Raw genomic sequence first — 21,617 nt, forward strand, 5'->3', positions numbered from 1 at the left:
GAAGCCTTAGGGTGTGAGCTTCCTAGTACGGGATTATTACTTACCACCTCTAAACTTTAGCAGTGAACGATTTTTCTAGTAATTGCTAACGGACAACACCGTTATGTTGAACTTGAGCAATTAACAATTATGTTAATTGGAACAAGGGTGGAACCACGAATTCAACACTCGTCCCTTTTTACGGGATGAGTGTTTTTTATTTTGAAAAAAAGAGGAGTGACCAGTGATGGCAGATGTAGTTAAAATTACTTTCCCTGATGGAGCTGTGAAGGAGTTTCCTAAAGGCGTAACAACTGAAGAAATCGCAGCTTCTATTAGCCCAGGCTTAAAGAAAAAAGCTGTGGCTGGAAAATTAAATGATGAGATGATCGATCTTGTTACACCAATCGAAGAAGATGGTGCAGTTTCTATCATTACATTAGATTCTGAAGATGGCTTATATATTTTACGCCACTCAACAGCTCACCTTTTAGCACAAGCGTTAAAACGTTTATATAAAGATGTTAAGGTTGAGCTTGGTATTGGTCCAGTAATTGAAAATGGCTTCTACTACGATATTGATATGGAAGAAGCAATTACAGTTGAAGACTTCAAGAAAATCGAAAAAGAAATGCAAAAAATCGTGAACGAGAACTTAGAAATCGTTCGTCATGAAGTACCACGTGCAGAAGCAATTCGTCGTTTTGAAGAAATCGGCGATGAGTTAAAATTAGATTTAATTAACGATCTTCCAGAAGATGCAGTTATTTCAATCTATGAGCAAGGCGAATTCTTCGACCTTTGTCGTGGTGTTCACCTTCCATCTACAGGGAAAATTAAAGTGTTTAAATTATTAAGCGTAGCGGGTGCTTACTGGCGCGGCGATAGCAATAATAAAATGTTACAACGTATTTACGGTACTGCATTCGTTAAGAAAGCAGAATTAGATGAGCACTTACGTATGCTTGAAGAAGCAAAAGAGCGCGACCATCGTAAATTAGGTAAAGAACTAAAATTGTTTACTAATAGCCAAAAAGTAGGACAAGGTTTACCACTTTGGTTACCAAAAGGTGCAACAATCCGCCGTATTATCGAGCGTTACATCGTTGATAAAGAAGCGAGCTTAGGCTATGATCACGTATACACTCCAGTACTAGGAAGCAGAGAGCTTTATGAAACTTCTGGTCACTGGAACCACTACCGTGATGGTATGTTCCCATCAATGGAAATGGATAATGAAGAGTTAGTTCTTCGTCCAATGAACTGCCCTCACCACATGATGGTTTATAAAAACGATATTCACAGTTACCGTGAACTACCAATCCGTATTGCGGAACTTGGAACAATGCACCGTTATGAAATGTCAGGTGCGTTATCTGGATTACAACGTGTACGCGGGATGACTTTAAACGACGCGCACATTTTCGTTCGTCCAGATCAAATTAAAGAAGAATTGAAACGCGTTGTAAACTTAACTCTAGAAGTGTACAAAGATTTCGGTTTAGAGAACTATTCATTCCGTCTATCTTATCGCGACCCAGCAGATACTAAAAAGTACTATGCTGATGATGAGATGTGGGAAAAAGCACAAGGTATGTTAAAAGAAGCTATGGATGAAATGGGTCTTGATTACTACGAAGCAGAAGGTGAAGCTGCATTCTACGGTCCAAAACTTGACGTTCAAGTTCGTACTGCTCTTGGAAAAGACGAAACACTTTCAACTGTACAATTAGACTTCTTACTTCCAGAACGCTTTGAATTAGCTTACGTTGGTGAAGACGGTAAACAACATCGTCCAGTTGTAATTCACCGCGGTGTTGTATCAACTATGGAACGCTTCGTAGCCTTCTTAATTGAAGAATACAAAGGTGCATTCCCAACTTGGTTAGCTCCAGTTCAAGCACAAGTAATTCCAGTTTCTCCGCAAGTACATTTAGACTATGCGAAGAAAGTACAAGACGAATTACGCCGTGCTGGTATCCGTGTTGAATTAGATACTCGTGAAGAGAAAATTGGTTACAAAATCCGTGAAGCACAAATGCAAAAAATTCCGTACATGCTTGTAGTAGGTGACAATGAAGTAACTGAAAATGGCGTAAACGTACGTAAATATGGTGAACAAAAATCAGAAACAATCGCATTAGAGGCTTTTGTTGACATGATTAAAGTAGAAGGCAAACGATAAGAAAGAGCCGCGGTATACCGCGGCTTTTCTATGTAATATAAGTGAGAGAAATTAGAAAAAATAACCATATGATACTTATCATAAAAAAGTATTGCAAGTATGGTAGTTGTTTGTTACAATATTTCTTGTTGTTAGTAAAACACATCGCGTCTTCTTGACAGACGTCATGTCCTATGATAAACTCATCAAGGATAATAGAATATTGTTTTGTGGAACAAGTAGAAGCACCCGCTTCTCACCTGATGGACGCATTAGCAGTTTACAGGTAAATGTATTTCTTACTTAAGATTTTACAAGTGTGGGTGTCGTATGCCCGCACTTTTTTTGTCGGGTTCTATGACTACAAAATATGTTCTGAGAAAACCTTGGAGGTGGCTTACTATTAGCAAGGATATGATGATTAACGAGCAAATTCGTGCACGTGAAGTACGTTTAGTTGGCGCAAATGGCGATCAACTTGGAATCAAGTCTCGTAATGACGCTTTAGACTTAGCTGCAAATCTTAATCTTGATTTAGTATTAGTTGCTCCAAATGCGAAACCGCCAGTATGCCGCATTATGGACTACGGTAAATTCCGCTTTGAGCAACAGAAGAAAGAAAAAGAACAGCGCAAAAATCAAAAAGTAATTAGCATGAAAGAAGTTCGTTTAAGTCCAACAATTGATGAACATGACTTTAACACAAAACTTCGTAATGCTATCAAGTTTTTAGAGAAAGGCGACAAGGTTAAAGCGTCAATTCGCTTTAAAGGACGTGCCATTACTCATAAAGAAATCGGTCAACGTGTTTTAGATCGCTTCTCAGAAGCTTGTGCTGAAGTTAGTACAATCGAATCTAAGCCTAAAATGGAAGGACGCAGTATGTTCTTAGTTTTAGCACCGAAAAACGATAAGTAATAGATAGAGGAGGAAATACCTATGCCTAAACAAAAAACTCATCGCGGCGCTGCAAAGCGTTTCAAAAAGACTGGATCAGGTAAACTGAAACGTTCTCACGCTTACACAAGCCATTTATTCGCTAACAAATCTACAAAAGCTAAACGTAAACTACGTAAAGCTGGTGTAGTAAGCGCTGGTGACTTCAAACGCATTCGTCAAATGCTTGACAACTTAAAATAAGTTCGGCTGATATATAGAACAATTAGGAGGTAATATTATGCCAAGAGTAAAAGGTGGTACAGTTACTCGTCAACGTCGTAAAAAAGTAATTAAATTAGCAAAAGGTTACTACGGTTCAAAAAATACATTATTCAAGGTTGCTAACCAACAGGTTATGAAATCTCTAATGTATGCATTCCGTGACCGCCGTCAAAAGAAACGTGACTTCCGTAAATTATGGATTACACGTATCAACGCAGCAGCTCGTATGAATGGTCTTTCTTACAGCCGCTTAATGCACGGTCTTAAAAATGCTGGCATCGAAGTTAACCGTAAGATGCTTGCTGACTTAGCTGTTCATGACGAAAAAGCTTTCGCTGAATTAGCAACAGTTGCAAAAAACAACATTAACTAATTAATTAGTTGAAACCTTAGAAGATTTTTCTTCTAAGGTTTTTTGTTTGTATTCAAAGTGAAGTATGTCGTTATCGATATGACAAAATCAATATAAAAGCTATAGCAATATAGAAGAATATACATATAAAGCCAGGAGAATCCTCCTGGCTTTTTTCAATTATACTCCTTTGGAAAGAAGAGTATCTTTCCTACCTGAAACGACACTGCTATAATGGAAAGATGATATGGAACTTTCATCAGATAAAATAATATTTTTATTAGTGGGCAATCCCTGGATAAGTATTAACTATCACCAATCGGAGTGAATAATCTAATAGTGATGATTGAAACGTATTTGTAAATTAAGGACAAGCTATTTTGTAAAGAGATAAATGGCTGACTTATTAATAAAAAATGAAAAATAATAATGAACTTTGAGATGAAACAACATTGTTGCGTAAAATGCGATGTTGGAGGAGGACAATAGAATGGACTTACTACAACTATTTAAATTACAAAAAGAACTAGATGACCGTATTGCGAAAGAACATGACTTACAACCGAAAAAGTTGTTAAAAGAAAAAATGTTAGCTCTTCTTGTAGAAATTGGAGAACTTGCAAATGAAACACGTTGTTTTAAATATTGGAGCAATAAACCGGCTTCAGAACGTGAAGTAATATTAGAAGAGTACGTAGATGGTTTGCATTTTATTTTATCAATCGGAATTGATTTAGGTATTGATAAAAACTTCCTATTCTATAAGTGTGCACAAACGAATAAAACACAAGTAGAAATTTTCTTAGACACATATGCGAAAGTGATTCGTTTTACAGATCAACCATCTATTACGAACTATATTGAATTATTTACAAGCTATCTTCGACTTGGACAAGCGCTTGAGTTCGAACAAGAAGAGATTGAAAAAGCGTATTTAGACAAAAATGAAGTAAATCATCAGCGTCAAACACAAGGATACTAATTTAATTTTTGAATATTTCAATTTAATTATTGTATAATGAAGTGACTGAAGAAAAAGGAGGGTGTTGGCAATGACAAAATTAGACTCGACATTGACAATGCTAAAAGAATTAACAGATGCACGTGGTATTGCGGGTAACGAGCGTGAACCACGTGAAGTAATGAAGAAATATATCGAGCCGTTTGCGGACGAACTTTCTACTGATAATTTAGGAAGTTTAGTTGCGAAAAAAGTAGGGGAAGAAAACGGCCCGAAAATTATGGTTGCAGGTCATTTAGATGAAGTTGGCTTTATGATTACGCAAATTGATGACAAAGGTTTCCTTCGTTTTCAAACGGTTGGTGGCTGGTGGTCACAAGTTATGCTTGCACAGCGCGTAACAATTGTAACGCGTAAAGGAGACGTAACAGGTGTAATTGGTTCAAAACCACCGCACATTTTACCTCCAGAAGCACGTAAAAAGCCAGTTGACATTAAAGACATGTTCATCGATATTGGTGCTTCTAGCCAAGAAGAAGCGATGGAGTGGGGCGTACGACCTGGAGATCAAGTTGTACCTTACTTTGAATTCCAAGTGATGAAGAATGAAAAAATGTTGCTTGCAAAAGCATGGGATAACCGAATTGGTTGTGCAATTGCAATTGACGTATTAAAGCAATTAAAAGATGAAAAGCATCCGAACGTTGTATATGGCGTAGGGACTGTACAAGAAGAAGTCGGTCTTCGTGGTGCGAAAACATCTGCAAACTATATTAAACCAGATATCGCATTCGCAGTAGATGTTGGTATCGCTGGGGATACACCTGGTGTAACGGCAAAAGAAGCGCAAAGTAAAATGGGCGATGGACCACAGATTATTTTATATGACGCTTCTGTTATTGGACATACAGGTTTACGTGACTTTGTAGTGGATGTTGCTGATGAATTACAAATTCCGTACCAATATGATTCAGTAGCGGGCGGGGGAACAGATGCTGGTGCAATTCATATTGCTGTAAATGGTATTCCTTCTATGGCAATTACGATTGCAACGCGATACATTCATTCTCATGCGGCAATGTTACACCGTGATGACTATGAAAATGCAGTGAAGTTAATTGTGGAAGTTATTAAACGTCTTGATAAAGAGGCTGTACATAACATTACATTTAATTAATAGAAAAAAGCGAAGGAACCTCTCCTTCGCTTTTTTATGTTTTTAAAAAGGTCTTTCTAATCCAGCTGCAGTATGAGCTCCTAAAATGATTAAACGAGTTAATTGCATGGCCATGAAATGCGGAGTATATATCATGCCCCTTTTTAACCAAGACATAATCATTCCAATATGAGCACCTGTCACATAGCTAATAAGAATGTCACGGGGAACCATAAGTTCTGTATCATTCGGCTGTGAAATAGACAAGCTCAATGTTAAATGTGTTTGGATTGTTTTCATCATTTTATAAGAGAAGTTTCCAGCTGCCTTATCACCAAGCATAACGTTATAGAAGTTCACATTTTCTGCAATATGTTCGAATAAAGCTAAAAAGGTTGGATTTGGTGAATCAAATGTAAGTTGAAATTCTTCTTTATTTTTATTTTTCGGTTTAATTACTTCCGTTAATTTCTCTAACATTTCTTCAATACTTTTTTCTAATAGGTCATATTTATCGTGGTAATGGCTATAAAACGTGGCGCGATTTACAGGAGCACGTTCTGCAATATGTTGGACCGTTACATTTTCAAATCCTTTTTCGCCTACTAAAGCGACAAAAGCATCCTGTATGAGTTGTCTCGTCCGCTTTACACGTGGATCATTTGTATTTTTAATAGACATTGTTACTTCTCCTCGTTTATTTTTTTACACTTAAACAACATAATGGTATTATATTGTTGTTTAAGCGACATTTCATACTGAAATTGTCGGTTGTAGATTCAAAATAATTATTTATAATTATAAACGATAGTCCTTCAGAAATCAGCACCGCTCACAGGTAGACATATTTTAGTTTACGCTGTAAATGGTGTGATTTTTTTGTTTAAAAGTTAATATAATTAACAATTAAACAGTCTAAACAATAAGGACGTAAATAGTTTAGAAAAAAATTATATGCGATATAAGGAGAGGAATGCAATGAATCAGTTTCGAAGAATGGTGATTATCAACATTATCACATTAATTGTACTAGTTGGCGGCGGCATTGGCGGTTATTACTATTACAATCAAGCGGAAAATTACTTGAAAACAGAAAATGCAAAAATTGATGGAAAGGTAATTCCGATTGCATCACCAGTAGCAGGTAAACTAACTGACTGGAAAGCTGAAGTAGGAAAGAACTACAATGAGAATGATAAATTAGGTGCTGTCACTGTAGCAGCGGCTAATGGAGAACAAACAGTAGATGTAACAATTCCGCAAAATGCAACAGTTGTACAATCAAACGCGACGACAAATGCTTTCGTTGGAGCGGGTAGCCCAATTGCTTATGCATTTGATATGAATAACCTATGGGTAACAGCAAACATTGAAGAAACAGATGTTGACGATGTACAAAAAGGGCAAGATGTAGATGTGTATGTAGATGCATATCCAGATACAACATTATCAGGAAAAGTAGAGCAAGTTGGATTAACAACAGCGAATACATTCTCTATGCTACCATCAAGCAACGCAACAGCGAACTATACGAAAGTAACACAAGTAGTACCAGTTAAAATTTCTTTAGATCATAGCAAATCAGTAAATATTGTTCCTGGCATGAATGTGACAGTTCGTATTCATAAGTAAGGGGGAGATGAGATGTCCTCAATCGTAATTGCAGGATATGCACTATTTTGTATAATCGTCTTCTTCCTTGTAAATCGTCTTTTACGAAAGAAAAAAACGAACGCGGGAGAAGAACAAGTCCCAGCCGTAAGTAAAATAGAAGTAAGTAAGGTAGAAACAGAAGAGAAAGAATTTGAAAACAAGCAAGAACCGGAAATTTCTAATGTAGTTGAGTTAGAAACAGGAAAGCAAGAAGAAGTGCAGCAAGAAAAAGAAGTGCCGAAAAAACAAATGTCTATGCCTGTGGAAAATGTAAATGTAAAAGCAGTTGTAGCTGTATTAATTCTCGGTATGTTCGTTTCCATTTTAAACCAAACAATCATTAACGTTGCATTGCCTCCGTTAATGAATGAATTTAACGTATCAACTTCAACAGCACAATGGTTAATTACAGGCTTTATGCTTGTAAACGGAATTTTAGTGCCGATTAGCGCCTTTTTAGTTTCACGATTTACGTATCGTAAATTATTCGTAGCGGCAATGTTATTCTTCACGGTAGGATCTATCATTTGTGCTATATCAGGTAACTTTACAATGATGATGACGGGCCGCGTTATTCAAGCGGTTGGTGCAGGTATTTTAATGCCAGTTGGTATGAATATCTTCATGACATTATTCCCTCCTCATAAGCGCGGAGCAGCTATGGGATTACTAGGGGTAGCAATGATTTTAGCGCCAGCTATCGGACCAACTGTAACAGGTTGGGTGATTGAAAACTATAGCTGGAACTTGATGTTCTACGGGATGTTTGTAATTGGTTTAATTATTACGTTTCTAGCTTTAAAATTCTTTACACTAGCTCAGCCAGTATCTAAAACGAAATTAGATGTATTTGGTGTTGTTAGTTCAAGTATTGGACTAGGAAGCTTATTGTACGGATTTAGTGAAGCAGGAAATAATAGTTGGACTAGTGCAGAAGTCATTATTTCACTTGTTATTGGGGTAATTGGTTTAGCGTTATTTATTTGGAGAGAGCTAACAACGGACAATAAAATGCTTGATTTACAAGTGTTTAAATATCCAGTATTTACGTTTACTTTAGTAATTAATGCAATTGTAACGATGGCATTATTCGGGGGTATGTTATTGCTTCCGGTATATCTGCAAAACATTCGCGGTTTCACACCGATAGAATCAGGTTTATTATTACTTCCAGGATCATTAATTATGGGGATCATGGGGCCTATTGCAGGTAAACTATTTGATAAGTATGGTATTCGTCCGTTAGCAATTGTCGGATTAGCCATTACGACGTTTGCGACATATGAATTTACAACGTTATCGATGGATACACCGTATAGCGTTATTATGACGGATTATATTATACGCTCAATTGGTATGTCATTCATTATGATGCCAATTATGACAGCTGGTATGAACGCATTGCCGATGAAATTAATTTCTCACGGTACAGCAACGCAAAATACGTCAAGACAAGTAGCTGGTTCAATTGGAACAGCGATATTAATCACGCTTATGACGCAACAAACGACTGCTCACGTAGCAGATTACGGCAATATGTTAACAACGTCCAACCCAATATTAGTTGATAAAGTACACGGTATGGGCCAAAGTTTAGCGGCCTTAGCTGGATCAGCTCAAGCAGGAGATGCGATGAGCACGCAACTATTATATGGACAAATTTCAAAGCTATCTGCAATTAACGGTATTAACGATGCCTTCTTAATTGCAACGATACTCGCAGGTATTGCTTGGGTGTTATCGTTCTTCTTACCATCAGGCAATAAACCAAATAGAAAAGCAGGGAATTAATTCCCTGCTTTTTTGTCTTTTTATAAAAGGAATTCAACTAAATATAGAATGAATCTCCTGCAGACATGAGTCCCCAAAAAATAACCCCTAATATTCCTGCAATAAAAATAATGAATCCCATATTACGTATACTTTTAATTTTTGCTTTTAACCCAATGAATCCCGCTAATAATCCAGTCAAAGAAAATAGGATCCAGTATAGAGAAGTTGGAATAGGAAGGATTGTATCACCATTAATCCCCATGCCCCAAAAAACATAAGGTAGCACGACGAAGGATAGACTGAGTAACCCCATTAAACTAACAAGTAATTTGCGATGTTTAATTCCTGCAATAATTAAAAAAATCCCGCCAAAAAGTCCACATAAAGTAAGGAGTGGTACATAGAAAATCCAAAGTAAGCTCAAAACGTGCATATATAATCTCCCTCTAGTTAATGAGTTATATTTTACTACGAGAGGATTATTTTGGATATCATTAATAAATATATATAATTTGATAAAAATGAGTAGTGACGATACGAACTATCGAAAAGTGTTAACAGAAGAATTTGAAGTTGTTATAAAAGAGTGAAAGAGGTATCGTGATGATACCTCTTTTTTACGTTGAAAAGGCGATTATATTAGTCAAAATATGTAATAGTATAGCTGGAATAATAGATTTAGTTTGTTTGTACAATAAACAAGCAAATATTCCCGTCATAAATGCGCTAACCATAATTCCCACAGAATACGTATGAGCAATACCGAAAATTAAACTTGAGAGAATTACAGCTGACCAAAAGGTAAACTTCTCTTCGAAAAAACGAAGAAGAATACCTCTGCATACAAGCTCTTCAAAAATAGGTGCAAAAATCCCACCAGCTAGAAGTAAGAGAAGTGGATAGTGCTCTAGTGTTGAAAGTTGCAATGCATCAGATTGTTCTTGTACGGATGAAGGAAATAATTTATCTAATACAAACATATCTACAAACAGGGTGAGTACATAATAAATGAGAACATAGATGTACATTTGAAAAGATTTTAAAACTCGAAAATCAAATATGGGTAATACTAGTTCTTTCAGTGGTTTATATTTCATTATAAATACGATTAGTAAAAGTAGGGCAACTAATTCATAACTTACATTTTCTATAGATTCAAGTAAAGGTTTATTTGTATCTGGGTTAATGTATCCATATAACTCAATAGGTAAAAATGTAAAGAGTATATTTATTAATGAGAGACATGGAAAGATAATGAATAAAACTCCAAGAAATTGTAACCATGACATAGAGTTTTTCTGTTCGTGTGGAATTGGTGCAGCGGGTTGCATATGTTCAAATCACCTCTTTATATTTATATATAAAATTATAGTTGATTTGAATTTGGAATGTTACGTTTAAATATTACATACAAGATTCGAATTTGAAATATTCCGTGTCTTTTTAGGGGAAAATAATAAAAGAGGTATCACCCTATAGTGATGCCTCTTTCTCATTGATAACTATGTTCTGCCTTGTTATTCGATTTCGATTGCTCTATTTGTAATTCACGCTCTACTAATCGATCTAACTGTTGGATTGCCTTTAGCGCTTTTTCATAAGAAATCGTTCGGTAATGGTGCGCTCCGCCTGGTTCTTCATCTGCTTCATCCGCCCATTTAATAATGTTTTGAAGAGATGTTCTTTCAATTTCTTGTTCTACTAAGAAAGAATCTGTATGAAGGAGAATTGCGATAGAAATTTCTTTTGCTAGTTTCGGATGTTCTCCTAATCTAATAAGCAATTTATGAGCTCTTTCTGCGCCTTTAATTGCGTGTATATCATTCTTTTTGTATAAGTCATAGTCCCATTCGCCGCCTGTGTACCATGTATGGTGTCCGATATCATGAAGGAAACCGGCTTTTGTCGCAGCATCGACTGAGGCGTGATGCTTTTTAGCTAAGTGAAACGCATGGTAAGCGACAGCAATCGCGTGGACCATTCCAGAACGATTTACATATTTTTGTGTAATGTGGTGTTTAAAAACTTGTTCAAGCGTAATACGGTGCATAAAACATTCACTCCTTTTATCCCGCTTTAACGGGCAGTAAGATTCCTACTTCAAAATTCGGCGAATACGAGGAAGTTAGGTGGGGAATCAACTGCCCGTAAAAGCCCGATTGGTTCAACTAATAATTAGTGGAGATGAACACCCCTCCCCACTAATTAAAGTTTCACTTTATCTAATGGTGTATATGAAGAAAAACGATCGGTTTAAATGTATTTTGAACATTGTACTCCATCAATCGGCGTTAGTAAAGTAGAAATGTTTAGGAAAAGAAAAATTTTATAGGCATAAAAAAATCACCTTAGCTTATGCAAAGGTGATTTTCAAATTGCTTATTTTTTTAATCCTTGCTCTAGTGTTTCTAACATTTCATGCTTTTCATTTTCATCAGCATTTTTCCAAATGACTTCGAATAAAACACCAAGACCTGGAAGCATTTTTTCTTCACCGCTTTGAATTGCATCGACAATTGTTTCTTGTAATTGGTCTTGTGAATTTCCAGATACATTCGCTAATACAGCGCCGCGTAAATTAAAACTCATTATTTTCACCTCTTCTTCAGAATTGAAACTGACGTTAGTTTTTGTTCTTTTTTATGTAAATATGTATGAAAAATAGGCTATAATGATAAGACAAGAAGAGAGGGAAATACATATTATGAAAAACATTGATTCAGTACAAAATCCGCGTGTGAAGCAGTGGAAAAAGCTGCAAACGAAAAAGGAACGCGATAAAAAAGGTTTATTTTTTGTAGAAGGATTCCATTTAGTAGAGGAAGCTTTAAAGGCAGGCGTTGTAACAGAACTTATCGTTTCAGATCAAACAGACCTTCCGAAAGATTGGACAGTTAATGATGTGGAAATGTATATCGTGCCGGAAGCAATTGTAAAAGTACTTCGTGAAACAGAAACGACGCAAGGTGTATTTGCTGTTTGTGAAAAGCATGAGAAAGAAGTAGCTCTTACTGACGGGAAATTCCTTTTATTAGATGGCCTTCAAGACCCAGGTAATTTAGGAACGATTATTCGTACAGCTGATGCAGCTGGTATTCATGCCGTTGTGCTTGGAGAAGGTTGTGTTGATGTTTACAATAGTAAAGTACTCCGCTCTACACAAGGTTCTATTTTCCACTTACCCATTGTAAAAGGAAACTTAGAAGAATGGGTAGACAAGTTAAAGGAAAATAATGTTCCTGTATATGGAACAGCTCTTGAAAATGGCGTTCCTTACGGCGAGGTAACACCAGCCGGAAGTTTTGCATTAATTGTAGGGAATGAAGGAAACGGCGTACGCCAAGAAATTCTTGCAAAAACGGATCAAAACTTGTATATTCCGATTTACGGCGGGGCAGAATCATTAAATGTTGCAGTTGCAGCAGGGATTTTAACGTATTATTTACAAAGCCCAGTTGCGAACAAATAAAAAACTTCTTATAATAAGTTGAAGTACATTATATTAAAAGTTAAATAACGAAAAACGTTGATAGAGAAGAGTAGCTTACAAAATCGCCATATAGGGAGAGAATGCCATAGACTGAAAGCATTCTTATGGTAGACGGAAGTGAATTCACCTCTGGAGTTGACGCCAGGACCATATATATGTAAAGGCGTTCCGGTCAGAATTGATCGTTATAACTAATGAGTGGGCAGACTTGTTCTGTCAATTTAGGGTGGTACCGCGAATTTACCTCGTCCCTTTTTGGGAGCGAGGTTTTTTTATTTTTAAAATTAGGAGGGTTCCAAATGGAAGCACGTTTAAAAGAGCTAAAGCAAAAAGCGTTAGAGCTTATTGAAGAAGCGAAAGAGCTAAAAGGCTTAAACGATGTACGCGTAGCGTATTTAGGTAAAAAAGGTCCGATTACAGAAGTATTACGCGGCATGGGAAAATTATCAGCAGAAGAGCGTCCACGTATGGGAGCATTAGTAAATGAAGTACGTGAAGCGATTCAAACGCGTCTAGACGACAAAATTGGTAACTTAGAAAAAGCAGTAATTGAAGCGAAGTTAGCAACTGAAACAATTGATGTTACACTGCCGGGTCGTCCTGTTGAAACAGGTTGTCACCATCCGTTAACAGCTGTTGTGGAACAAATTGAAGATGTATTCATCGGTATGGGTTATGAAGTAGCTGAAGGAACAGAAGTAGAAAAAGACTACTACAACTTCGAAGCATTAAACTTACCGAAAGATCACCCAGCGCGTGATATGCAAGATACATTCTACATTACAGAAGAAACGTTACTACGTACACATACATCTTCTGTACAAGCGCGTACGATGGAAAATAATAAAGAAAAAGGCCCAATTAAAATTATTTGTCCTGGTAAAGTGTATCGCCGTGATGACGATGATGCGACGCATTCACACCAATTCATGCAAATTGAAGGTCTTGTAATTGACAAAAACATTCGCATGAGTGATTTAAAAGGTACACTGCAAGTATTCGTGAAAAAGATGTTCGGTGAAGATCGTGAAATCCGTCTTCGTCCAAGTTTCTTCCCATTCACAGAGCCATCTGTAGAGATGGATATTTCTTGTATGATGTGTCATGGCAAAGGTTGCGGCACTTGTAAAGGAACTGGCTGGATTGAAATTTTAGGCGCAGGTATGGTTCACCCGAACGTACTTGAAATGGCTGGTTATGATTCAAAAGAATATCAAGGTTTCGCATTCGGTATGGGCGCAGAGCGTATCGCAATGTTGAAATACGGCGTAGATGACATTCGTCATTTCTATACAAATGATGTACGTTTCTTACAACAATTCAAACGAGCGTAAGGGAAGGAGAGGATAAGTATGTTCGTATCATATCGTTGGTTACAAGAGTATGTAGATATTAAAGATGTAACAGCACAAGAACTAGCAGACAAAATCACGAAAAGTGGTATTGAAGTAGAAGGTGTTGAAGTATTAAATAAAGGTGTAAAAGGTGTTGTAGTTGGTCACGTATTAGAATGTGAAAAACACCCAGAAGCTGACAAATTAAGCAAATGCTTAATCGATATCGGTGAAGAAGAACCAGTTCAAATTATTTGTGGAGCTGCTAATATTGCAAAAGGTTTAAAAGTACCAGTTGCAAAAGTTGGCGCTGTACTTCCTGGTAACTTCAAAATTAAAAAAGCAAAACTACGTGGTGAAGCATCTCACGGTATGGTTTGTGCTCTTCAAGAGCTTGGTATTGATGGGAAATTAGTTTCGAAAGACTACGCAGATGGTATCTTCATCTTCCCAAGTGACGCTGAAGTTGGTGCAGATGCACTTGAAATTTTAAACTTACATGATGAGGTACTTGAGCTTGGTTTAACACCAAACCGTGCAGATTGTTTAAACATGTTAGGTGTTGCGTATGAAGTAGCTGCTATTTACGGCCGCGAAGTAAAACTTCCAGCTATCGACTTACAAGAAACAGCAGAAAAAACTTCTGATTACATTTCTATAAGTGTAGAAGCGAAAGAAGAAAATCCATTATATATTGCAAAAATGGTTAAAAACGTAAAAATTGGTCCATCACCAATGTGGATGCAAACGCGCCTTATGGCAGCTGGCATTCGTCCAATTAGCAATGTAGTTGATATTACAAACTACATTTTAATGGAATACGGTCAACCGTTACACGCATTCGATTACGATAAATTAGGTTCAAAAGAAATCGTTGTTCGTCTTGCAAAAGAAGGCGAAAAAATTGAAACGTTAGATGATCAAGAGCGTACGTTACAAGATCACCATCTTGTAATTACAAACGGAACAAAAGCTTTAGCTGTTGCTGGTGTAATGGGCGGAGCGGATTCTGAAGTTACAAATGAGACAGTAAATGTTTTAATTGAGTCTGCATACTTTGCAGGTCAAACAGTGCGTCGTACATCAAAAGACTTAGGTCTTCGTAGTGAATCAAGCGCACGCTTCGAAAAAGGAATCGACCCAACACGTACATTTGAAGCAATTCAACACGCAGCTGCTTTAATGGCGAAATACGCTGGTGGTGAAGCACTTGAAGGTGTAGTAGAAGCTGACAACTTACAAGTACAAGAGCGTACAGTATCTGTTACTGCTGAAAAAGTAAACCGTGTATTAGGTACAACTATTTCTGCAAGTGAGATGGGTACAATGTTCACAAACTTAAAATTCCCATTCACAGAAGTAGAAGGAACATTCCACGTGAATGTACCAGCACGTCGTCCTGATATTACAATTTCAGAAGACTTAGTAGAAGAAGTGGGCCGTCTATACGGTTATGACCACATTCCAGTTACATTACCTTCTGGAACGATGACTCGTGGTAAATTAACATCAGCACAAACGAAACGTCGTAAAGTACGTCGCTTCCTAGAAGGTGCTGGTTTATATGAAGCAATCACGTATTCATTAACAAGCGCTGACAAAGCGAAACAATATATGGTTGAGCCGAACGAAAAGGCGCCTGTAAACCTTGCACTTCCAATGAGTGAAGAGCGCAGCCAACTTCGTTTAAGCTTAGTGCCACAATTGCTAGAAGCAGTTTCATACAACGTTGCACGTAAAAACGACAGCGTTGCTTTATACGAAGTAGGTTCTATCTTCTTACCAACAGAAGCAGGAGAACTTCCGAAAGAAGAACAACATCTTGCAGGTGTTATGACAGGTCTTGCTCTTCACCATGCATGGCAAGGTGAGAAGAAAGTAGTAGACTTCTTCGTTGTGAAAGGTGTACTAGAAGGACTATTCGACGTACTTGGCGTTTCAAACCAAATCACATATGTACCAGCAAAACGTGAAGGTATGCACCCAGGTCGTACAGCTGACATCGTATTAGATGGTGACGTAATTGGTTTCATCGGTCAATTGCACCCAGAAGCAGAAAAACAATTAGATGTGAAAAATACATTCGTATTCGAACTATCTCTTGTAAAAGTATTCGGTGCAGACGCAGAAGAAACTTACTACTCAGCGATTCCACGTTTCCCATCTATGACACGTGATATGGCTGTTGTTGTAACGAAAGAAATAAAAGCTGGCGAAATGAAGCAAGTCATTGCTGAAGCTGGCGGAGAACTTCTGAAAGACGTAACACTATTCGACTTATACGAAGGCGAAAAAATGGAGGAAGGCAAGAAATCACTTGCATTCTCTATGACTTACTTCGATGCAGAACGTACGTTAACAGACGAAGAAGTAACAGAAGCACATAACCGTGTATTAACAACGGTAGAAGAGAAATTTGGTGCGGAGTTACGTAAATAATAAAAAATTGCCGGATTCATTCCGGCAATTTTTTTTATGGAACGATTGTCGAACCGCCGATATATTGTAAAAATCGCCGATATATTTTCTGGCGTCTTGCATCTTTCTCTCGAATGTAGTACATTAATTTTAGTTTAACAAAATGAAAGACGATGATAAGGAAAAGTAGTATATACTATAATCCAAAGCGAGTCAGGGACGGTGAGAGCCTGATGAGGCGGTATATGTGAAGAACACCTTGGAGTTGCTAACCGAAATTGAATCTTGTATTCAAGAGTAGACTTAGACGGGAATCCGGCCTGTTACAAACCGGGAAGTATGTATTACATACGAGTTAAAGTTGGTCTTTATGACAAATTGGGTGGTACCGCGAAGTTTAACCTTTCGTCCCTTTATGGATGAAAGGTTTTTTTGTATTTAAATATATCAGCAAAGGAGAATTTCACTATGGAAAACACATTAGTAAAAAGTCTGTATAGAGATACAGATAAATACGCAGGTCAAACAGTACAAGTATCAGGGTGGATTCGTAACTTACGTGATTCAAAAGCATTTGGTTTCATCGAATTAAACGACGGTAGCTTCTTCAAAAGCGTTCAAATCGTTTTCGATACAGAGTTAGAAAACTTCAAAGAAATTGCAAAACTTCCACTTAGCTCTTCAGTTAAAGTAGAAGGTAAAGTAATTGCAACGCCTGGAGCGAAGCAACCATTTGAAATTAAAGCAGAAAAAATTGATATCGAGGGATTATCAGATTCTGATTACCCACTTCAAAAGAAACGTCACACGTTTGAATACTTACGTACAATCGCTCACTTACGTCCAAGAACAAATGCATTCTCTGCAACGTTCCGTGTACGTTCTGTCGCAGCATTTGCGATTCACCAGTTCTTCCAAGAGCGTGGATTCGTACATGTTCACACACCAATCATCACTGGTAGTGATACAGAAGGTGCAGGCGAAATGTTCCGCGTAACAACGCAAGATTTAAACAACGTATCAAAAGGCGAAGACGGACAAGTTGATGAATCAAAAGACTTCTTCGGCAAAGAAACAAACTTAACAGTAAGTGGACAGCTGAACGCTGAAGCTTATGCATTAGCATTCCGTGACGTATACACATTCGGACCTACATTCCGTGCGGAAAACTCAAACACAACTCGCCACGCTGCTGAGTTCTGGATGGTTGAGCCTGAGATTGCATTCGCTGAATTAGGTGACGTAATGAACCTTACAGAAGATATGCTGAAATATGCAATGAAATACGTACTAGAGCATGCACCAGAAGAAATGGAATTCTTCAACAGCTTCGTTGATAAAACAGTTCTAGAGCGCATGAACAACGTAATCAACTCTGACTTCGGTCGTATCACATATACAGAAGCAATTAAAGTACTTCAAGAGTCAGGTGCTGACTTCAAATACCCAGTAGAATGGGGTATTGACTTACAAACAGAGCACGAAAGATACTTATCAGAAGAAATCTTCAAACGCCCTGTATTCGTAACTGACTATCCAAAAGACATTAAAGCGTTCTACATGCGTATGAATGAAGATGGAAAAACAGTAGCTGCTACTGACCTTCTAGTTCCTGGTATCGGCGAATTAATCGGCGGAAGTCAACGTGAAGAAAGAATGGACGTTTTAGTAGACAGAATTAAAGAATTAGGTATGAACGAAGAGGACTACTGGTGGTACTTAGAACTTAGAAAATACGGCGGTACAAAACACGCTGGATTCGGTCTAGGTTTCGAGCGCTTCCTAATGTACATCACTGGTATGGCTAACATCCGTGACGTAATTCCATTCCCAAGAACTCCAGGTTCTTCTGAGTTTTAAGATATGAAAAAAGCGAGAGCAACTGCTCTCGCTTTTTTTATTGGGAAAGGGTGTAACTACAACCCAAATTTTATTAAGTATTTCACAATTGGAAAAGATGTTGTTCATAGTTTTCTTCCCACTTCATATATAAGTAAAGCGAATGCGACATTTATAGGGAAGGGGTTTTGATGCAATGGGAGAAATTTTAAATCATACAAAGTGGTCATTGCGTGACAAGTATATAGTAATCACTGGTGCAACAAGTGGTATTGGATTAGCGGCAGCTAAGGTATTTGCAGAACGCGGTGCTAAGCTAGGAATCATTGCACGCAATGAAGCAAAAGCGAATGATGTTATGACTCAACTTGAACATCTAACGAATGGGAATACAGTGGTAGATATATTTTTCGCTGATATGGCTTCCCAACAATCTATACGCCGGGTAGCCACTGACATTTTAGAAAGGTGTCCGAGAATTGATATATTAGTGAATAATGCTGGAGCTTTATTTCAAACAAGGCAAATTACGGAGGACGGTTTGGAGATGACCTGGGCGGTAAACCATTTAGGCCCATTTTTGCTCACAGATTTGTTGTTGGAGCGTTTAAAAGAAAGTGCTCCTGCTCGTGTCATTACCACTGCATCTCACGGTCACAAAATGGCTAAAAAGGGAATTGATTTCGGTGACCTAGATGCAGAACAACTGTATCGCGGTGTTAAGAAGTTCATGGGCGGTCCTACAATGCGTTATGCGCAGACAAAACTAGCTAACATTTTATTCACCTCTGAATTGGCACAGCGATTGGAGGGAACGGGTGTTAGTGCTTATAGCTTTGATCCGGGGCTAGTGAATACGAATTTTAACCAGGACAATGGTCTGGTTGCTCGTTTAACTATGGCGGCAATGAAACCTTTCTCTCGTACGCCCGAGGAAGGTGCTGAAACTTTGATATGGCTAGCAGAATCAAATGGAATTATTGACCATAGTGGCTGTTACTATGCTGATAAGCAAATAGGAAAAACGTCTGAAGCCGCCTTGGATAAGGGTGTTGCAAAACGTCTATGGGACATTAGTGAAAAACAGACACGAGAGTAACAGAGTAGTGAGCGTCTGTTCAGACTAATATGTTGAATAGTTTTTTACCCTTAAGTAAAAAGTAATCTTGGGGGTGAGTGCAATGAGTAAAAAAGTGAAAACAGACCATTCTAGATCAAGCCTTGGTTCTCCAGAAGTAGAAGGACAAGGAACGACGGCACATGAAACAGGTTCTCATAAAGTATCTTCATCAAATAAGAAGCAGAAACGAAGCTAACATAAAAAAGGAGAGTCTTGGCGACTCTCCTTTTTTATGTACTACATCTTCTTATCGTTAATTTCTTTCGTAATTTTATCTACATCTTTGTCTAATCGATCTAAATAGAAAAACCACAGTAAACTCATGAACACGTAATAGATGGCCATAACGCCAAGATTATCAGATATATTTTCGAATGTGGATTTAGTAGTGAAAAAAGCTCCCCAAATGGTAGAAATAGTGAGGTAAGAAAGTGGACCTACGAGATGTACGAAAGCATATAATACCTTTTTAATTTTTACAGCGCTCATATGAATTCCCTCCTTATGCAAACACTCCCTTTCTTCTGATCATAAATTCAAGTTCCTCGCAGAAGTGTCGTAGTTTTGCTGGATTGTGTATTAACAAACGAGCATCGTGTTTCCCGATAAATCTTCGGATCCGAAAGTTTAATAGGAATGATCTACCATATTTTTCGATCAAATTTTGGAACTCCTTTTGCTCACTTAATAATTGAATATTTTCCCTAATTTCGAATTGTCTTTCATGTGGATCACCTAGTAAAATATTTAGAATCATTTGTAGAAGTAGCAATGGGAATCCCCTCCTTTGTTAGAATAATCTGTATATTGTGATTGTAACAAAATTACAAGGACAATAGTAGGGGGAAACAAAAACAGGAGTTTGTAGGCTCCTGTTTTTGTCGATACTATTTTAATAAGCGAAACGCTTTCTCTGTATTAGCAAAATGCAGTTTCACAAACTCAGGTAATCTTTCTTTACCAAGCCTTTGGATTAATTTAGCGGCTGCAATATCAACTTGTTTACCAGCACCTTTTGGAAGCGGCATACCAGCTTTTTTACTGAGTTCGTCAAATTGTTTTACAAATGAGTAACGAGCTAAAATGGAAGCGGCGGCGACTGCTAAATGGACGCTTTCGCCTTTCGTCGCGAAGTAAACATTTTCACGCTGTACTTCTTTTTGTTTTGCTAAATATTTGTAGTATGTATCAGGTTGCGTGAATTGATCGATTAAGACGCCTTCAGGTTTTGTAGGTGCCATTTTTGCTAATAAATTTGTAATAGCTTTATTGTGTAGTAAAGCTTTTAGCTTACCTTGGTTGTTCCCTTTATCAAATAGCTCGTTATATTTTTCATTATGAAGGACAAGAGAGCTGTAAGGAACAACGTGTAGAAGTTGTTTCGCAATGGCAGAAATTTGATCGTCATTTAAGTTTTTAGAGTCTTTTACACCAAGTTCTTTTAACAGTGGAATTTGCTTAGCGTCCACATATACAGCAACTACTGTCATCGGTCCGAAGAAATCACCAGTACCAACTTCATCTGACCCTACGATAGACATTGTACCGATGGAAGCAGGCGGTGCATAACGGTGTGAATCGACAGATTTTTTTACAGCTGTTTTTGGTGTTTGAGAGACACTTTGCCAACGAGAAGCTTCTGCTTCAGCACGGCCTCCTTGGAACATTACTTTTCCAGATTTATACGCTGTAATTGTGCAAGATGGCACCTTTGCCATAAAGATACCGCCTTGCGGAATTTTCGGGCTTAGCGCTTGTTTATATTGTTTTTTCATGTCTTCAATTACTGTAGAACTTGTTTGTATTACGATAGAATTTGACAATATGGTCGCTCCTTTTTTTATATTGTTATTTTTATCATATCGGATTGTTCTTTCTGTTTCCATATTATGATGGTTCATGGTATTATAAACTTTAGGATTCTGTACGTGATTGGAGGCCGGTGAGTTGTCACAACAAAAGGGAAATAAAAGTCGAATTAATGTAGAAATATATGGCCAACAGTATTCAGTTGTTGGCGATGAAAGTACAAGTCATATCCGCATGGTAGCAGCGATTGTGGATGATAAAATGCGCGAACTCAATGCCAAGAATCCTTCGCTTGATACGAGTAGACTAGCGGTATTGACGGCGGTAAACGTCATACACGATTACATAAAATTAAAAGAAGAACATGAAAAATTGAAAGAAAGTATGACAAAAAAAGGAATGGAATAA

At 37.6% G+C, this 21,617-nt stretch carries 23 protein-coding genes and 4 other annotated features (1 of these 27 only partly in view); of the genes, 15 read left to right on the forward strand and 8 right to left on the reverse strand.

Annotation, left to right across the window (positions count from 1 at the left end):
- Positions 1–179: a binding site (T-box leader), on the forward strand (it extends 50 nt beyond the left edge of the window).
- A gap of 47 nt (positions 180–226) precedes the next feature.
- The 6 genes from thrS (at position 227) to BAQ48_RS06115 (ending at position 5,794) form a co-directional block, all read left to right on the forward strand.
- A complete protein-coding gene (gene thrS, locus BAQ48_RS06090; RefSeq protein WP_071710400.1) occupies positions 227–2,164 on the forward strand; it encodes a threonine--tRNA ligase in 1,938 nt (645 codons plus the stop codon).
- A gap of 210 nt (positions 2,165–2,374) precedes the next feature.
- Positions 2,375–2,495 (forward strand) — a sequence feature (ribosomal protein L20 leader region).
- A 62-nt stretch (positions 2,496–2,557) separates the two neighbouring features.
- A complete protein-coding gene (infC, locus tag BAQ48_RS06095; protein ID WP_000973214.1) occupies positions 2,558–3,061 on the forward strand; it encodes a translation initiation factor IF-3 in 504 nt (167 codons plus the stop codon).
- Between the two features lie 21 nt (positions 3,062–3,082).
- Complete coding sequence (gene rpmI / locus BAQ48_RS06100; protein WP_001125945.1) at positions 3,083–3,283, forward strand: 50S ribosomal protein L35; 201 nt, start codon at positions 3,083–3,085, stop codon at positions 3,281–3,283.
- 37 nt (positions 3,284–3,320) lie between these two features.
- Entirely contained in the window at positions 3,321–3,677 is a 357-nt protein-coding gene (gene rplT / locus BAQ48_RS06105) for a 50S ribosomal protein L20 (protein ID WP_001138362.1), read from the forward strand.
- Between the two features lie 469 nt (positions 3,678–4,146).
- On the forward strand, positions 4,147–4,638 hold the full coding sequence (locus BAQ48_RS06110; RefSeq protein WP_000365050.1) for a dUTP diphosphatase: 492 nt from the start codon (positions 4,147–4,149) through the stop codon (positions 4,636–4,638).
- Positions 4,639–4,708: 70 nt separating this feature from the next.
- Positions 4,709–5,794, forward strand: a complete 1,086-nt coding sequence (locus tag BAQ48_RS06115) for a M42 family metallopeptidase (RefSeq protein WP_000163584.1) — start codon at positions 4,709–4,711, stop codon at positions 5,792–5,794.
- Positions 5,795–5,836: 42 nt separating this feature from the next.
- Here the strand turns inward: BAQ48_RS06115 and BAQ48_RS06120 are convergent, their stop codons facing one another.
- On the reverse strand, positions 5,837–6,454 hold the full coding sequence (locus BAQ48_RS06120) for a TetR/AcrR family transcriptional regulator (RefSeq protein WP_000023674.1): 618 nt from the start codon (positions 6,452–6,454) through the stop codon (positions 5,837–5,839).
- Positions 6,455–6,751: 297 nt separating this feature from the next.
- Here BAQ48_RS06120 and BAQ48_RS06125 point away from each other — a divergent pair, with 297 nt between their 5' ends.
- Together BAQ48_RS06125 and BAQ48_RS06130 are read left to right on the forward strand one after the other, a co-directional pair.
- On the forward strand, positions 6,752–7,405 hold the full coding sequence (locus BAQ48_RS06125; RefSeq protein WP_071710402.1) for an HlyD family secretion protein: 654 nt from the start codon (positions 6,752–6,754) through the stop codon (positions 7,403–7,405).
- A 12-nt stretch (positions 7,406–7,417) separates the two neighbouring features.
- Positions 7,418–9,217, forward strand: a complete 1,800-nt coding sequence (locus tag BAQ48_RS06130; protein WP_071710403.1) for a DHA2 family efflux MFS transporter permease subunit — start codon at positions 7,418–7,420, stop codon at positions 9,215–9,217.
- A gap of 37 nt (positions 9,218–9,254) precedes the next feature.
- Here the strand turns inward: BAQ48_RS06130 and BAQ48_RS06135 are convergent, their stop codons facing one another.
- The 4 genes from BAQ48_RS06135 to sspI form a co-directional block, all read right to left on the reverse strand.
- Positions 9,255–9,632, reverse strand: a complete 378-nt coding sequence (locus BAQ48_RS06135; RefSeq protein WP_071710404.1) for an ammonia permease — start codon at positions 9,630–9,632, stop codon at positions 9,255–9,257.
- Between the two features lie 184 nt (positions 9,633–9,816).
- Complete coding sequence (locus BAQ48_RS06140) at positions 9,817–10,530, reverse strand: CPBP family intramembrane glutamic endopeptidase (protein ID WP_071710405.1); 714 nt, start codon at positions 10,528–10,530, stop codon at positions 9,817–9,819.
- Between the two features lie 161 nt (positions 10,531–10,691).
- Entirely contained in the window at positions 10,692–11,249 is a 558-nt protein-coding gene (locus BAQ48_RS06145; RefSeq protein ID WP_071710406.1) for an HD domain-containing protein, read from the reverse strand.
- A gap of 329 nt (positions 11,250–11,578) precedes the next feature.
- A complete protein-coding gene (gene sspI / locus BAQ48_RS06150) occupies positions 11,579–11,788 on the reverse strand; it encodes a small acid-soluble spore protein SspI (RefSeq protein WP_000009509.1) in 210 nt (69 codons plus the stop codon).
- Positions 11,789–11,870: 82 nt separating this feature from the next.
- Between sspI and BAQ48_RS06155 the strand changes: the two genes are divergently transcribed.
- From BAQ48_RS06155 to BAQ48_RS06180, 6 genes are all read left to right on the forward strand, one after another.
- A complete protein-coding gene (locus BAQ48_RS06155; protein WP_071710407.1) occupies positions 11,871–12,668 on the forward strand; it encodes a TrmH family RNA methyltransferase in 798 nt (265 codons plus the stop codon).
- A gap of 48 nt (positions 12,669–12,716) precedes the next feature.
- Positions 12,717–12,945: a binding site (T-box leader), on the forward strand.
- Between the two features lie 43 nt (positions 12,946–12,988).
- The gene (gene pheS, locus BAQ48_RS06160; RefSeq protein ID WP_000388217.1) at positions 12,989–14,023 is read left to right on the forward strand and encodes a phenylalanine--tRNA ligase subunit alpha; all 1,035 of its coding nucleotides are present in this window, start codon (positions 12,989–12,991) and stop codon (positions 14,021–14,023) included.
- 18 nt (positions 14,024–14,041) lie between these two features.
- On the forward strand, positions 14,042–16,462 hold the full coding sequence (gene pheT / locus BAQ48_RS06165) for a phenylalanine--tRNA ligase subunit beta (RefSeq protein ID WP_071710408.1): 2,421 nt from the start codon (positions 14,042–14,044) through the stop codon (positions 16,460–16,462).
- A 143-nt stretch (positions 16,463–16,605) separates the two neighbouring features.
- Positions 16,606–16,857, forward strand: a binding site (T-box leader).
- Between the two features lie 52 nt (positions 16,858–16,909).
- Complete coding sequence (asnS, locus tag BAQ48_RS06170; RefSeq protein ID WP_071710409.1) at positions 16,910–18,301, forward strand: asparagine--tRNA ligase; 1,392 nt, start codon at positions 16,910–16,912, stop codon at positions 18,299–18,301.
- Between the two features lie 175 nt (positions 18,302–18,476).
- Entirely contained in the window at positions 18,477–19,379 is a 903-nt protein-coding gene (locus tag BAQ48_RS06175; protein WP_071710410.1) for an SDR family oxidoreductase, read from the forward strand.
- 82 nt (positions 19,380–19,461) lie between these two features.
- Positions 19,462–19,596 carry a YuzL family protein gene (locus BAQ48_RS06180; RefSeq protein WP_061677066.1) on the forward strand — a complete coding sequence of 45 codons (135 nt, stop codon included), beginning with the start codon at positions 19,462–19,464 and terminating at the stop codon, positions 19,594–19,596.
- Positions 19,597–19,637: 41 nt separating this feature from the next.
- Here the strand turns inward: BAQ48_RS06180 and BAQ48_RS06185 are convergent, their stop codons facing one another.
- The 3 genes from BAQ48_RS06185 to rnhC all read right to left on the reverse strand — a co-directional run bounded on the left by BAQ48_RS06185 (position 19,638) and on the right by rnhC (position 21,223).
- Positions 19,638–19,889, reverse strand: a complete 252-nt coding sequence (locus BAQ48_RS06185) for a hypothetical protein (RefSeq protein ID WP_071710411.1) — start codon at positions 19,887–19,889, stop codon at positions 19,638–19,640.
- 13 nt (positions 19,890–19,902) lie between these two features.
- On the reverse strand, positions 19,903–20,172 hold the full coding sequence (locus tag BAQ48_RS06190) for a hypothetical protein (protein ID WP_071710412.1): 270 nt from the start codon (positions 20,170–20,172) through the stop codon (positions 19,903–19,905).
- 115 nt (positions 20,173–20,287) lie between these two features.
- A complete protein-coding gene (rnhC, locus tag BAQ48_RS06195) occupies positions 20,288–21,223 on the reverse strand; it encodes a ribonuclease HIII (RefSeq protein WP_071710413.1) in 936 nt (311 codons plus the stop codon).
- A 124-nt stretch (positions 21,224–21,347) separates the two neighbouring features.
- On the opposite strand from rnhC, the gene zapA reads away from it, so the two are divergent.
- Entirely contained in the window at positions 21,348–21,617 is a 270-nt protein-coding gene (gene zapA, locus BAQ48_RS06200; RefSeq protein WP_000082703.1) for a cell division protein ZapA, read from the forward strand.

Source organism: Bacillus luti, assembly GCF_001884105.1.
Lineage (GTDB): Bacteria > Bacillota > Bacilli > Bacillales > Bacillaceae_G > Bacillus_A > Bacillus_A luti.

Bases quoted from the DNA above. Each gene is read 5' to 3' on its own strand.
- pheS (WP_000388217.1), top strand. From the start codon at position 12,989: ATGGAAGCACGTTTAAAAGAGCTAAAGCAAAAAGCGTTAGAGCTTATT.
- BAQ48_RS06140 (WP_071710405.1), bottom strand. From the start codon at position 10,530: ATGCAACCCGCTGCACCAATTCCACACGAACAGAAAAACTCTATGTCA.
- BAQ48_RS06145 (WP_071710406.1), bottom strand. From the start codon at position 11,249: ATGCACCGTATTACGCTTGAACAAGTTTTTAAACACCACATTACACAA.
- BAQ48_RS06125 (WP_071710402.1), top strand. From the start codon at position 6,752: ATGAATCAGTTTCGAAGAATGGTGATTATCAACATTATCACATTAATT.
- BAQ48_RS06110 (WP_000365050.1), top strand. From the start codon at position 4,147: ATGGACTTACTACAACTATTTAAATTACAAAAAGAACTAGATGACCGT.
- BAQ48_RS06175 (WP_071710410.1), top strand. From the start codon at position 18,477: ATGGGAGAAATTTTAAATCATACAAAGTGGTCATTGCGTGACAAGTAT.
- BAQ48_RS06135 (WP_071710404.1), bottom strand. From the start codon at position 9,632: ATGCACGTTTTGAGCTTACTTTGGATTTTCTATGTACCACTCCTTACT.
- infC (WP_000973214.1), top strand. From the start codon at position 2,558: ATGATGATTAACGAGCAAATTCGTGCACGTGAAGTACGTTTAGTTGGC.
- BAQ48_RS06180 (WP_061677066.1), top strand. From the start codon at position 19,462: ATGAGTAAAAAAGTGAAAACAGACCATTCTAGATCAAGCCTTGGTTCT.
- BAQ48_RS06130 (WP_071710403.1), top strand. From the start codon at position 7,418: ATGTCCTCAATCGTAATTGCAGGATATGCACTATTTTGTATAATCGTC.
- rpmI (WP_001125945.1), top strand. From the start codon at position 3,083: ATGCCTAAACAAAAAACTCATCGCGGCGCTGCAAAGCGTTTCAAAAAG.
- BAQ48_RS06185 (WP_071710411.1), bottom strand. From the start codon at position 19,889: ATGAGCGCTGTAAAAATTAAAAAGGTATTATATGCTTTCGTACATCTC.
- rplT (WP_001138362.1), top strand. From the start codon at position 3,321: ATGCCAAGAGTAAAAGGTGGTACAGTTACTCGTCAACGTCGTAAAAAA.
- pheT (WP_071710408.1), top strand. From the start codon at position 14,042: ATGTTCGTATCATATCGTTGGTTACAAGAGTATGTAGATATTAAAGAT.
- BAQ48_RS06155 (WP_071710407.1), top strand. From the start codon at position 11,871: ATGATAAGACAAGAAGAGAGGGAAATACATATTATGAAAAACATTGAT.
- thrS (WP_071710400.1), top strand. From the start codon at position 227: ATGGCAGATGTAGTTAAAATTACTTTCCCTGATGGAGCTGTGAAGGAG.
- BAQ48_RS06120 (WP_000023674.1), bottom strand. From the start codon at position 6,454: ATGTCTATTAAAAATACAAATGATCCACGTGTAAAGCGGACGAGACAA.
- asnS (WP_071710409.1), top strand. From the start codon at position 16,910: ATGGAAAACACATTAGTAAAAAGTCTGTATAGAGATACAGATAAATAC.
- BAQ48_RS06115 (WP_000163584.1), top strand. From the start codon at position 4,709: ATGACAAAATTAGACTCGACATTGACAATGCTAAAAGAATTAACAGAT.
- sspI (WP_000009509.1), bottom strand. From the start codon at position 11,788: ATGAGTTTTAATTTACGCGGCGCTGTATTAGCGAATGTATCTGGAAAT.